This window comes from Nocardioides sp. NPDC023903, from assembly GCF_040639295.1.
In the GTDB taxonomy this organism is placed as follows: Bacteria; Actinomycetota; Actinomycetes; order Propionibacteriales; family Nocardioidaceae; genus Nocardioides.
On the sequence record NZ_JBEZZS010000031.1, the window covers coordinates 40,266 to 52,986 of the forward strand.

Annotated in this window: 8 protein-coding genes; 2 read left to right on the forward strand and 6 right to left on the reverse strand. The window is 69.6% G+C overall.

Annotated features, from left to right (window positions below; all coding sequences use genetic code 11):
- From AB0F44_RS24220 to AB0F44_RS24245, 6 genes are read right to left on the reverse strand one after another with little or no spacing between them, the layout of a single operon-like run.
- Positions 1–2,961, reverse strand: coding sequence for a glycoside hydrolase family 38 C-terminal domain-containing protein (locus AB0F44_RS24220; protein WP_357359218.1), 2,961 nt, complete (start codon positions 2,959–2,961; stop codon positions 1–3).
- Positions 2,961–6,056, reverse strand: coding sequence for a GH92 family glycosyl hydrolase (locus AB0F44_RS24225; RefSeq protein ID WP_357359219.1), 3,096 nt, complete (start codon positions 6,054–6,056; stop codon positions 2,961–2,963). The genes AB0F44_RS24220 and AB0F44_RS24225 overlap by 1 nt, the downstream gene beginning before the upstream one ends.
- Positions 6,053–7,294, reverse strand: coding sequence for an AGE family epimerase/isomerase (locus AB0F44_RS24230; RefSeq protein ID WP_357359220.1), 1,242 nt, complete (start codon positions 7,292–7,294; stop codon positions 6,053–6,055). Before AB0F44_RS24230 ends, AB0F44_RS24225 begins: the two co-directional genes overlap by 4 nt.
- On the reverse strand, positions 7,291–8,154 hold the full coding sequence (locus tag AB0F44_RS24235; protein WP_357359221.1) for a carbohydrate ABC transporter permease: 864 nt from the start codon (positions 8,152–8,154) through the stop codon (positions 7,291–7,293). The genes AB0F44_RS24230 and AB0F44_RS24235 overlap by 4 nt, the downstream gene beginning before the upstream one ends.
- Positions 8,154–9,056, reverse strand: a complete 903-nt coding sequence (locus AB0F44_RS24240; RefSeq protein WP_357359222.1) for a sugar ABC transporter permease — start codon at positions 9,054–9,056, stop codon at positions 8,154–8,156. The genes AB0F44_RS24235 and AB0F44_RS24240 overlap by 1 nt, the downstream gene beginning before the upstream one ends.
- Complete coding sequence (locus AB0F44_RS24245) at positions 9,053–10,324, reverse strand: sugar ABC transporter substrate-binding protein (protein WP_357359223.1); 1,272 nt, start codon at positions 10,322–10,324, stop codon at positions 9,053–9,055. The genes AB0F44_RS24240 and AB0F44_RS24245 overlap by 4 nt, the downstream gene beginning before the upstream one ends.
- 138 nt (positions 10,325–10,462) lie before the next feature.
- Here AB0F44_RS24245 and AB0F44_RS24250 point away from each other — a divergent pair, with 138 nt between their 5' ends.
- Positions 10,463–11,485, forward strand: a complete 1,023-nt coding sequence (locus AB0F44_RS24250) for a LacI family DNA-binding transcriptional regulator (RefSeq protein ID WP_357359224.1) — start codon at positions 10,463–10,465, stop codon at positions 11,483–11,485.
- Between the two features lie 36 nt (positions 11,486–11,521).
- A complete protein-coding gene (locus AB0F44_RS24255; RefSeq protein WP_357359225.1) occupies positions 11,522–12,715 on the forward strand; it encodes a glycosyl hydrolase in 1,194 nt (397 codons plus the stop codon).
- Positions 12,716–12,721: the final 6 nt, after the last annotated feature.

Sequence of the window (12,721 nt, forward strand, 5' to 3'; positions counted from 1 at the left end):
TTAGTTGCGGTGGAACCTCAGGGTGCGGACCTCGAAGGCACCGAGACTGAGCGCGACGACACCGCCGTCAGCGCTCACCTCCGCGATCGGGTCCTCCACGAGCGAGATCTCATCGACCCGCCCGAAGCTCTCTGCGACGCGCAGCTCCCCCTGCGTACGCGCGCCGGTGGACTCGTAGACACGCACGACCAGGTCGCCGGAGCGGTCGGCGGCGAGCTTCACGCTCGAGACCACCAGGCCCTCGCCGGAGACGGTCACCAGCGGCTCGACCGCCCGGGTTCCCGTGACAGAACGCGGAGGCGTGTTGAGCGCGGACCCCGCCTCAGTCGCCGACGCGACGGAGGCCCCGATGACCAGGCCGTAGCGGTGGGTCTGCAAGCCCTGGTCGGTCTCCGGGTCCGGGAAGCGCGGGGCCCGCAGAAGCGAGAGCCGCACCTCCGTGGTCATCGCGGAAGGCCGGGTGACGTCGAAGCCGTACGTCGAGTCGTTGACCAGCGCGACCCCGAACCCAGGTTCCGAAGCCAGCACCCAGCGGTGCATCGAGGTCTCGAACTTCGCCGCCTCCCAGGAGGTGTTGGTGTGAGTCGGGCGACGGTGGTAGCCGAACTGGGTCTCGGCGAGCGTCTGCTCGGCCTTGACATCGAGCGGGAAGGCGACCTTGAGGAACTTCTCGGTCTCGTGCCAATCGGTGCTCTGCGAGATGTCGAGCACGCGCGACCCGGGAGCGAGCGAGAGCACCTGCGTGGTCGAGGAGTCGGCGGAGATGGGCCGCTCGATGACCAGCCCATCGGGCGTCACCGAGATCGAGGTGACCTCGCGCAAGTCGGTGACCCGGTTGCGGTAGAACCGGTCCACGTCCCAGGCGTCCCACATGTTCGGGAAGTCCTGGTGGAGCTGGAGCAGGTTGGCCTCTGCCCCCGCCGGGATCGCGTCGCGCCCGGTCGCCAGGTCGAGCGCCGAGGTGATCAGCCCTTCGGCGGAGACGGTGACCCGGACGAGGTCGTTCCCCAAGACGTACGTCCCGCCCTGCTCGACCACGGAAACGGCTGCCGCAGGGGCGGCCGCCGTCACCGCACCCGAGCGCCCGTCGGCACGCAGCGCGACCGTGCCCTCGCCGGCGAGCGCCGCGAGCGCCCGGTCGATGAGAGCCGTGGCCGCCTCGGCAACCCGGGCGTACTGCGCCGCCGCCTCGCGGTGGACCCAGGCGATCGAGGTCCCGGGCAGGATGTCATGGAACTGCTGCAGCAGGATCTGCTGCCACAGCGCGTCCAGCTCGTCGTAGGGGTAGTCCGCCAGCCCACGCAGAGCGGCGGTGGCCGACCACAGCTCGGCCTCGACGAGCAGGTGCTCGCAGCGCCGGTTGCCCTGCTTGGTCAGGTGCTGAGAGGTGAGGGTGGCGCGGTGGAGCTCGAGGTAGAGCTCGCCGACCCACACCGGCGGCTCGGCCAGCTCCTCACGAGCCTCGGCGAAGAAGTCGTCGGGGTGGCGCCAGGAGACCTGGGCGGAGCCCTCCAGATCCGCGAGACGACGGGCCTTGCCGGCCATCTCACGGGTGGTGCCACCACCGCCGTCGCCCCAGCCGACCGGGGCGATCGAGCCGGTGGCGAGCCGGTTCTCGCGGAACTGGCGCGAGGCCTTGGCGACCTCCTCGCCGGAGAGCCGGGAGTTGTAGGTGTCCATCGGCGGGAAGTGGCTCAGGATGCGGGATCCGTCGATGCCCTCCCACTCGAAGGTGTGGTGGGGGAACTTATTGACCTGGTTCCAGGAGATCTTCTGGGTGAAGAACCACTCGAAACCGGCCCGCTTCATCAGCTGCGGCAAGGCCGGCGAATAGCCGAAGGAGTCCGGCAGCCAGACGCCACGGCAGCGGATCCCGAACTCGGACTCGAAGAAGCGCTGGCCGTAGAGGAACTGCCGCACCAGCGACTCCCCCGACGGCATCGTGGTGTCGGACTCGACCCACATGCCGCCGAGGGGGATGAAGCGCCCGTCGGCGACCGCGGCCTTCACCTTGGCGTAGACCTCGGGACGGTGCTCCTTGAGCCACGCATACTGCTGGGCCGATGACATCCCGTAGCGGAAGTCGGGGTCCTCGCCGAGCAGCTCAGTCATCGAGGAGGTGGTGCGGGCGACCTTGCGGATCGTCTCGCGCACCGGCCACAACCAGGCGGAGTCGATGTGGGCGTGGCCGATCGCGGCGATCTGGTGGGCGGAGTCGTGGGAGGTCGCCTCGAGGACCCCGGTGAGAGCCGAGCGGGCCGAAGCCGCCGTCTCCGCGATCCGCTGCAGGTCGACCCGGTCGAGGGCGTCGTCGATGGCCTGCAGGATGCGGAACTTGCGCGGCCCCTCAGGCAGCTCGACCTGCAGCTCGTGGAGCGTCTCCAGGTCGAGGCAGAGCTCGAAGACCTCCTTCTCGAAGACGGCCAGCTCGATCCGACGCGTCGTGTAGAGCTTCTTCGGCGACGAGGTCCGGATGTCACCTTCCTGGGTGGGCAAGAAGGGGTGGTAGTCGAGCAGCACCGGGTTGGCCGCGGCCTCCAGGAAGAGCTCGACCTCCTCGCCACCGGTCGCCTCCGAAGCCACCAGCACCCACTGGTTGCGCGGGTTGAGGCTCTTGATCGGGTCGCCGGCGGGTGTGTAGACCAGCCCCTCGCACTGGAAGCCGGGCATGTTGACGTCGAAGCCGAGGTCGCAGACCAGCTCCACCCGCTTGCCGGCCCATTCCGCGGGCACGGTCCCGGTGATCCGGAACCAGGTCGTCCCCCAGGCGGGACCCCAGTCGGTGCCGACCTCCACCTTCTCGTACGCCAGGGCCAGCCCTTCCGCGGGAGCGATCGGCTCCCCCGGCAGCTCGTGCCACTCGACGCTCACGGGCGCCGCGGTGGTGTGGACCGCCGGCCACAGGCGCTCCTTGAGGACCCGGCTCACTCGGCCTTCGGTGAGGTGTACGTCGTCGTGCATCAGTGCTCGTCCTGTCTGTTCTCGAGGTCGTCTTCGATGAGCTCCAGCTGCGTGAGCACGCAGTCGGACAACGCGGTGAACCGTACGGCGCCCGCCACGACCGGGTCTCCGCGCCTGATCCGGAAAACCCGGGTCTGACCAGCCCAGACGTACGACTCAGCAACCCGCTCCTCGCGGGCCACCGTCGCGCCGCCGGCATCGAGGTAGTCCAGTGCCCAGGCGAGGTCGCCCGGCTCGGCGGAGGTCACGGTGTAGAGGGAGAGCCGCCGCTCGCCGACGAGCGGAACCTCCACCTGCTCCCCCGCCCTCAGCGCGATCGTGGTCTCGCCGGTGTCGTCGGTCAGCGAGTCGGGGACCACGACGGTCGTGTCGGTCACCGGCAGCCCGGGCGCGATGCGCGAGGCCGACGGAGGCCGGGAGTCCCGGGCCCAGCCGCACGGCACCTCGGAGAGCTCGATGACCAGCTGCGCGCCGTCGACCAGGCGCCCGTGCGGGATCGAGATCTCGTCCCAGGGCGCGCCGTCGAGGGTCACCGAGCGGATGTAGCCGCCGCTCCCGACCGCCTCGATCACGATCTCCTTTCCCGCGACAGGCCGCAGCACCGTGCGCCGCACCGACGGCGGCACGATCACGTAGGAGGCGGAGCCGGGCACCAGCGGATAGAGGCCGATGGTCGCGAAGACGTACCAGGCCGACATCTCGCCGTTGTCCTCGTCGCCGGGGTACCCCTGGCCGAGATCGGACCCGACGAAGAGTCGGCCGAGGCACTCGCGGACGATCCGGTGGGCGTCGTCGTGGCGCCCGGCGAACATGTACATGAACGGGATGTGGTGGGCCGGCTGGTTGGAGAGGCCGAGCATCCCCATGCGTACGTCCCGGGCCTCGGTCATCTCGTGGATCGCGAACCCGTAGTGGCCCGACAGCGATGCGGCGCCGGTCTCGGGACGCGCGAAGAGCTCGTCCAGCTTCGCGCCGAGCGCGTCCTCACCGCCGTGGAGCGCGGCCAGCCCGGCGCCGTCGTGGGGCGCGGTGAACCCGGTCCCCCAGGCGTTCGTCTCGGTGTAGTCGTGCCCCCACTCGTCGGGATTGAAGCCCTCGCGCCAGCCGCCCGACCGCGTACGCCCGATGAAGAACCCACGCGAGGTGTCAAAGACGTTCCGATACCCAAGCGCCCGCCTCGAGAAGTACTCCTCTTCGGCCACCAGATCCTCCGCGGCGCCGGATAGTCGGGGATCAACCGGTCGGTTACCAGCCAGTAGACCGACCGTTTCGTCCCCGACTATCCGAGCAAGCCGCGAGATCGACCAGTCGTTGATCGCGTTGTCGAGCGTCCAGGACATGCCCTCGTGGGTCTGGGTGTCGACGTACCCGCGGAAGATCGCGCGCCGCAGCCCCTTGCGCCCGACCCGTACGTCATCGGCCGGCACGGTCGCGTTCTTCAGCGCCGAGGCGTACGCGCTCTCCAGGTCGATCCCGGGGACGCCCCGCAGTGCCAGGTCGGCGAGGACCGTGTCGAAGGTGGTGCCCGTCATGCAGTCCTCGGCGGCCGGAGCGCTCCAGCGCGGCGTCCAGCCGCGGTCGCGGAAGTGCTCGATGAAGCCCTCCGCCAGCTCGCCCGCGCCGGCCGGGTCGAGCAGAGCGAGCAGCGGCCAGGCGGTGCGATAGGTGTCCCAGAAGCCGTGGGTGACCGTCATCGGCGCATGCCTGACCGTGGTCAGGTCGTACGGCGAGGTGTGCGCGTGCGCGGGCCCCTCGCCGTAGCGGTTCGGGTAGAGGAAGAGCCGGTAGAGGCCAGAGCGGATCGAGACCAGCTGGTCCTCGCTCGCCCCCTCGATCTCGACCGTCGCCAGCGCCTGCTCCCAGGCGGCACGGGCTGACGCGGCCATCTCGTCGAAGCTCCCGGCGGCCTCGAGGTTGGCTGCCGCCTGCTCGTCGCTAACGGTCGAGATTCCGAGACGTACGTCGACCGCCCCCGCCCCGTTCAGTGCGATGTGTCCGCGAAGCCGGCCCCCGCCCAGGCGCAGCTGGGATGTGCCCTCGACGCGGAGGTGGATGTGCTGGGCGGGCCTGCCCTCGCGGTCGTCGAGGAGGGCGCGGACTGTCAGGCCCTCCCTGCCGCTGTACACATCATTGGCGCAGGTCAGCGACCGGATCTCGCCATGGTGGTCGAGCACCAGCGAGCGGGCCCCGGTGAACCGCATCCCGAGCGCGAAGTCGCCGGGGACCAGCTCAGCGGTGACCCCACCGTCGAGCGCGACCGCGTAGCGGTGCGGCCCGGCCTCCTCGTCGGCATGGTCGAACCCCAGCGCTCGCGCGCGCCGGTCGTCGTCGGGCTCGACGAGCGGGCTCGGCATCACCCCAAAGACCCCGTGATCACCCATCCACGGGCTCGGGATGTGTGACGTCGCGAACGCCTCGATCGCCGGCCGGTTCGGCCCTCCTGCCGTGTCGCGGTTGTGCGCGTGCCAGGCGTAGGGCCAGTTGCCCGCGGCGGCGTTCGTCATCGGCAGCCCGAAGACGCCCCCGTGCGGCAGCCCGACCAGCGGCGCGTTGTTCCCGCGCGAGAACCGGTCGCTGGAGTGCGTTCCCCGGCGGATGTCGACCTGGTCGAGCGGCTCCGCCGGGAGCGGGCGGACGGGACGTACGCCGACGTCATCGACCCACACCCGCAACGGCACCTCCGCGGCACGGACCACGACCAGGAGCCGCTCGATCCGGCGCCCGGCCAGCCCCGTCAGCGCCACCCGCCGCAGGTTCCACTGGTCCACCCACGCCCGCCTCCCCTCCCCCTGCGCGGCCGGAGTCAGCCCCTGCCCGTACTGGTCGACCAGCCCGATCTCACTGAGCCGCCGCCCGTCGTCGAGGACCGCGTCGAGACAGACGTACGTCGAGTCCCACCGCCGCTCGTCGGTCGATGCCGACTCCGGGAAGACCACGAAGCGCAGCTCGTCCCCGTCGGCCACCTCGATCGGCGCCTCCAGCGGGAACTCAGCCTCGACATCGCCGACCCCAGGCTCCATCTCGAGAAGCCAGGCGTCCTCCGACGAGTAGCCGACCCCGGCCCGGGCGGCGACGGGATCCCGAGGACCCTTCACGCCGCTCCCCCACCGCTGGCCGCACGGGCTGCTCCGGCGAAGCTGGCGCTCGCGGGGAGCAGGGGCAGGATCACGGTCTGGTAGGCGTGGTAGACGTCCGGCTTGCCCGGCCAGACGGTGGCCGAGGGCTGGTTGTGGGCGTCGAGCTCGTGGTGCCACGAACCACCCTCCCGGTCGACCAGATGCTCCTCGCAGTAGGCCCACCAGCGGCGTACGTCCGCGAGCGCGGTGGCGGAGCCGGTGTCGCGGAAGAGCGTCCAGGCCGCGGCGACGGCCTCGGCGGCGACCCAGTGCATCCGCTCGCGCACGACCGGCTTGTCGGCGAAGTCGGTCGTGTAGACGAAGCCGGGAGCTCCGTCGACCGACCACCCGCGCGAAGTCGCCGCCGCGAGGAGCAACCCGGCGTCCTCGAGCAGCCACGAAGGAGCCTTCGCCCTGAGCAGGGTGCGCGCGTGCAGCGCCAGCCGCGCCCACTCGAAGAGGTGCCCGATGGTGACGCCGTACGGCCGGAACGGGTGCCCCGGCTCGTCGACGTTGTAGTCCAGCTCGACCCGCCAGGACGAGTCGAAGTGTTCCGGGAGGCGCCAGTCGTGTTCGCGCGCGTAGCCGTGCACGACCCGTTCCAGGATCCGCAGCGCGCGCTCGAGCCAGACCCGGCGCCCGGTCACCTCGGCGACCGCGAGGAACGCCTCCACGGCGTGCATGTTGGCGTTGACGCCGCGATAGCCGTCCAGAGTTGCCCAGTCGGCGCTCCAGACGTCGAGGATCATGCTGTCGTCCTCGCGCCAGAACCGCTCCTCCATCACGCTCAGCGCGTCGTCGAGCAGCGCCTCCGCACCAGGGTGGCCGGCGGCGTACGCGCTGATGGCGGCGAGCACGACGAAGGCATGGGCGTAGCCCTCCTTCACGGTGCTCACCACCGCGCCGGTGTCCGGGGAGACCGCGGAGTGCCAGCCGCCGTTGTCGTCGTCGTGGAGCAGCCCGGTCAGCGCGGCGACGCCGTGATCGACGTACGCAGCGGCCGACGCGTCACCGCGCAGCTGCGCGAGCCCGAAGACGTGCGTCATCCGGCAGGTGATCCAGGTCTCGACGGGCCGCTCGGGAGAGAGCCGACCGTACTCGTCGAGCCACCCGAAGCCGCCGCCGTCGTGGCGGGAGGCCCGGGCGAACGACAGCAGGCGCGAAGCCTCCTCCTCGAAGCGGGCGATCTCGGCGGTGGTCAGTTGCAGGTCGGTCATCCCTTGATGGCCCCTTCCTCGACCCCGCGGAAGAAGTAACGCTGCAGCACCGCGAAGACGATCACGATCGGGACGAACGAGATCATCGTGCCTGCCGCGATCAGGCGGGGGTTGTTGGTGAATGTGCCCGACAGATACTGCAGGCCGACGGTCAGCGTGAGGTTCTCCGGGTCGGTCAGCACGATCAGCGGCCACAGGAAGTCGTCCCAGGCCCCGATGAACGCGAAGATCGAGATGACGCTGAGCATGCCGCGTACGCCGGGCAGGTTGACGTGGATCAGCCGCTGCCAGGCGTTGGCGCCGTCGACCTTGGCCGCCATCTCGAGCTCGTCGGGGATCGCGGTGAACGCCGCCCGCATCAACAGGACGTTGATCATCCCGATCATGCCCGGCAGCGCGACGCCCAGCAGGGTGTCGGTCAGCCCGAGCGAGCGAACCGTGACGTACTGGGCGATGATCGTCGCCTCGCCCGGCAGGATCAGGGTGGCCAGCAGCGCACCGAGCACCAGCCGGCTTCCGCGGAAGCGCAGCTTCGCCAGCGCATAGCCCGCCATCGTGGCCCCGAGGACGTTGCCGCCCACGACCAGGACCGCGACGATGAGCGAGTTCATCGCGTAGTCGACGACCGGAACGACGTCGGCGACCTTGGTGTAGTTGGCGAACGTCGGGTCCTCCGGGATGAACCGCGGGGTCGAGGTGTAGATGTTCTCGTCGATCCCCTTCAGCGACGTCGACAGCTGCCAGACGAACGGCAGGACCGTGATGACCAGCACCACCGCCAGCAGCACGTAGCGCAGCACGACCTCGCCCACGGACATCCGGTGGAAGGCGTACGACTTCTGCTTCCTGTGGTTGGTCATCAGCCGTCCTTCCTGTTGAGACGGACCAGGAGCACCATCGGCACCAGGGTGAGGACGAAGAGCAGCAGGCTCAGCGCCGAGGCGTAGCCGAGGTGGCCGGTGAAGCCGGTGGAGTACATCTGGATCAGCATCACCACCGAGCTGACCCGGCCTCCCGGACCGCCGGTGCCGCCGGTCATCACGTAGAGCTCGGAGAAGACGCGCAGCGAGGAGACCGTGATCAAGATGATGATCAGCAGCATCGTGCCGCGTACGCCGGGCACCGTGATGCTCCAGAACCGGCGCACCGGGCCGGCACCGTCGACGGCGGCGGCCTCGTGCAGCTCCTTGCCGACGTTCCCGAGCGCGGAGAGGTAGATGATCATGTAGTAGCCCAGGCCCTTCCAGACCGTCAGGCTGATCGCGCTGAACAGCAGCAGCCAGCGGTCGGTGAGGAACGGCAGCGGCTCCTGGACGACTTTGAGCGCCTGCAGGATGGCGTTGATGGCGCCGCGGTCGTCGAGCATCCAGTTCCAGATCAGCGCGACGACCACCGCCGAGGCGACGACCGGGGTGTAGAACGCCACCCGGAAGAAGGTCAGGCCGGGCAGCTTCTTCTCCACCAGCACCGCCAGCAGCAGCGGCAGCATGGTGAGCAGAGGTACGCAGACCAGCATGTAGAGGACCGAGTTGGTCAGGGCGTAGACGAGCTGGTCGTCATCGAGCATCCGCTCGAAGTTGGCGAGCCCGACGAACTCTCCTCCGCCGAGCGGCTTCTTGTTCGTGAAGGCCATGTAGACCGTGTTCAACGCCGGATAGAGGTTGAACACGCACAGCCACAGGGTCGCGGGCGCGACGAGCAACCAGGGCGTGAACCACTTGTGTTCACGCACCCGGCCGCTCATCTTGATCGAGTCCGTCACTGCGCCAGCAGCTTGTTGCACTCCTCGACGGCGTTGTCGAGGGCTTCCTGTGCCGTCGCGTCACCGCTGATGGCGAGGCCGATCTGCTGGTCGATGATGGTCGACATCGCCGGCGAGACCTTCGGGTTGTTCGGGATGGCGGTGGTCAGGGTCTTCAGACCGGTGACCTTCGCCTTCGCGGCGACCGAGCCGTCGTCCTCGGTGAAGTAGGGGTCCTCCTGCGAGGCGACGGTGCTCGGGTAGACACCCGGGGCCAACTTGGCGAACTCGCGCTGGTTGTCGGGGTTGGTCACGAACTGAGCCAGCGCGTTCGCGGCGGCGAGGTTCTTGCTGTTGGCGTTGACCGAGAGGCCCTGGACGTAGAGCGGGCCGTCGCCGAAGGCAGGCGAGATCTCGGTGCCCTTCGCGAGCGCCGGGTTGGCCTCCTCGAGACCGGAGATGTTGGAGCTGCCCGTCGTCCAGGCCGCCTTCTCCTGGTTGTAGAGCTCCGCGTTGCCCTGGAATGTGTCGGTGAGGATGTCCTTCGGCAGGAGCCCATCGGCGTACGCGTCGGCGTACTTCTGGACGAGCTCGACGGCCTCGGGGGTGTTGAAGGTGAGCTCGGTGCCTTCGTCGTTGAAGATCGGTACGTCGGCCTGCTGCAGGTCGTTGAGCCCGGGCTTGCGGGTCATCAGGTAGACCTTGCCGCCGGACTTCTCCTTGAGCGTCCTGGCCTGCTCGATCAGCGAGTCGAGGTCGGTGGGCAGGCTGGCCGGGTCGAGCCCGTTCTTGGCGAGCATGTCCTTGTTCCAGTAGTTCACGTCGGTGCCGAGGTACCACGGGTAGCCGTAGGTGCCGTCGAGGCCGTCGTACTGGTAGCCCTGCAGGCCGCCTTCGACGAACGTCCCCTCCAGGTCGACGTCGGTCTCCTCCAGGTCGAGGAGCTGGTCCTGCTGAGCGAGCGGAAGAGCGAAGTCCGGAGGCAGGTTGGTGACGTCGGGAAGGTCGCCGGAGGATGCCTGGGTGAGCACCTTCTGGTCGTAGCCGTCGCCGGGCTGGTCGAGCCAGGTGACCTCGACGCCCGGGTTCTCCTTCTCGAAGTCGGCGATCACGCCTTCGACGTAGTCGGTGAACTTGGGCTTCAGCGCCCAGGTCTGGATCGAGACCTTGCCCTCGATCTTGCCCTCGAGGTCACCGGCGGACGGCTCGTCACCGGCCCCGCAACCCGTCATCGCAGTGATGCCCATGGCCAACCCAGCGGCGACCCCCACCAACCGGCGTACGCTCATTTCTGGCTCCTTGCTGAAAGCTTTTGATAAAGCGGTTAAGTTCGGGCCGTACTATTCACCGAACGAGGTGTGCCGTCAAGGCATCCGTGTGAGGGGCGCCACAATCGCCCCCGGCCTCGTCCCAGGAAGGACATGTCGATGGCACGACCCACGATCGCGGACATCGCCGAGCGCGCCGGCGTCTCCAAGGGCGCCGTCTCGTTCGCGCTCAACGGACGGCCGGGGGTCAGCGAGGAGACCCGGCGGCGCATCCTCGCGGTCGCCGACGAGATGAACTGGCGCCCCCACCGCGCGGCCAGGTCTCTGGGCAACTCGCGCGCCGGAGCCGTCGGCCTGATCCTGTCCCGCCCCGCACGTACGCTTGGCCTCGAGCCGTTCTTCGGCCAGATCGTCTCCGGCCTGCAGGCCGGCCTGGCCGAGGACGGCACGGCGCTGCAGCTGCTCGTGGTCGACGACCCCGAGGCCGAGATGGCCGCCTACCGCAACTGGACCGCCGAGCAGCGGGTCGATGGTTTCGTGCTGCTCGACCCGCTCATCGACGATCCCCGGTTCGCGGCGCTCGAGGCCCTCGAGGTCCCGGTGATGGTGCTCGGCGGGCCGCTCGAAGACACGTCGCTGAGCTTCAGCTGGGCTGACGACAGCGAGGCCATGCACGAGGCGGTCGACTACCTCGCCGCGCTCGGCCACCGCCACGTCGTCCACGTCGCCGGGATGCCGCAGTTCCTGCACACCAAGCGCCGGATGGACGTGCTCACCGAGGCCAAGGAACGCCACGAACTCGCCGAGGTGGTCTCGATCCCGACCGACTACAGCGACTCCGAGGGCGCGGTCATCACCCGCCGGGTGCTGTCGCGGCGCGAGCGGCCGACCGCGATCGTCTACGACAGCGACGTGATGGCGGTGGCCGGACTCGGCGTCGCCCTGGAGATGGGCGTGCGGGTGCCGCAGGATCTCTCGATCCTCTCCTTCGACGACTCGCTGCTCGCCCGGCTCACCCACCCCTCGCTGACCGCCCTGACCCGCGACACCCAGGGCTGGGCCACCGAGGCCGCGCGCGGGCTGCTCCGGCTGATCGCCGACCCGACCCTCACCGTCCGCCACCAGTCGAGCACCCCGGTGCTCGTTCCACGGGAGAGCACGGCGCCGCCTGCCGGACACTGATTGCCTCGGTTTACTTAATCGGTTTATATTGCGCGGGTGCCAGCTCTTCCGACGCCCTCAGCCACTGCCCCGTTGCGCTTCGGCGCCAACCACGTGCCCTCATCCGGCTGGTTCTACTCCTGGCTCGACTTCGACGCCGACCAGATCGCCCGCGACTTCGACGACCTCGCCGGGCTCGGTCTCGACCACGTACGCATCTTCCCGGTCTGGCCGTGGATCCAGCCCAACCGCTCGCTGATCCGGTCCTCGGCGGTCGACGACGTGCTCACCACCATCGACCTGGCCGCCGCCCGCGGGCTCGACGTCTGCGTCGACCTGGTGCAGGGCCACCTGTCCAGCTTCGACTTCCTGCCGTCGTGGGTGCTCACCCACCACCAGCGATCGCTGTTCAGCCACCCGGAGGTGCGCGACGGCCTGCGCACCTACGTCGACACCCTCGCCGGCGCCGTCGCCACCCGGGACAACGTCTTCGCGCTGACCCTCGGCAACGAGGTCAACAACCTGTGGCCGTCCAACCCGACCACCATCGCCGAGTCCCGCTCCTGGGCCCAGGAGCTCCTCGAGACCGCCCGCAAGGCCGCTCCTGGCCTGCTCTGTCTCCACTCGCTCTTCGACGACGCCTTCTACGCGCCCGACCACCCGTTCGGGCCCGCCGACGTCACCACGCTCGGCGACCTCAGCACCGTGCACTCCTGGGTCTTCAACGGCGTCGGCGCGATCGACGCGCCCCTGGGGCCGGCCACGCTCACGCATGCCGACTACCTGGTCGAGCTGGCCGCTGCGTACGCCGCCGAGCCGGGGCGCCCGGTCTGGCTCCAGGAGATCGGCGCTCCCCTGCCGGAGATCGGACCCGACAGCGTGCGCGAGTTCGTCACCGGCACGATCGACCACGTCGTCCAGAACCCGGCCCTGTACGGCATCACCTGGTGGTGCTCCCACGACCTGGACCGATCGCTGGTCGACTTCCCCGAGCGGGAGTACGACCTCGGCCTCTTCACGGTCGACCACCACCGCAAGCCCGTCGCCGAGGCGCTGGCGGAGGCGATCGCCGAGCACAGCGGCCCTCGCCCCACACCCACGCCGCGACAGCAGCTCGAGTGCCCCGTCGACCTGATCCGCGAACCCGAGCGCCGCGCCGAAGTAGCCCCTGGCAGCGACTTCCACCGCGCCTGGGTAACCGCCCGGGTCGACGGGCCGGTCGAGATCGTCCAGCCCACCCGCTCGCACTGACCTCAG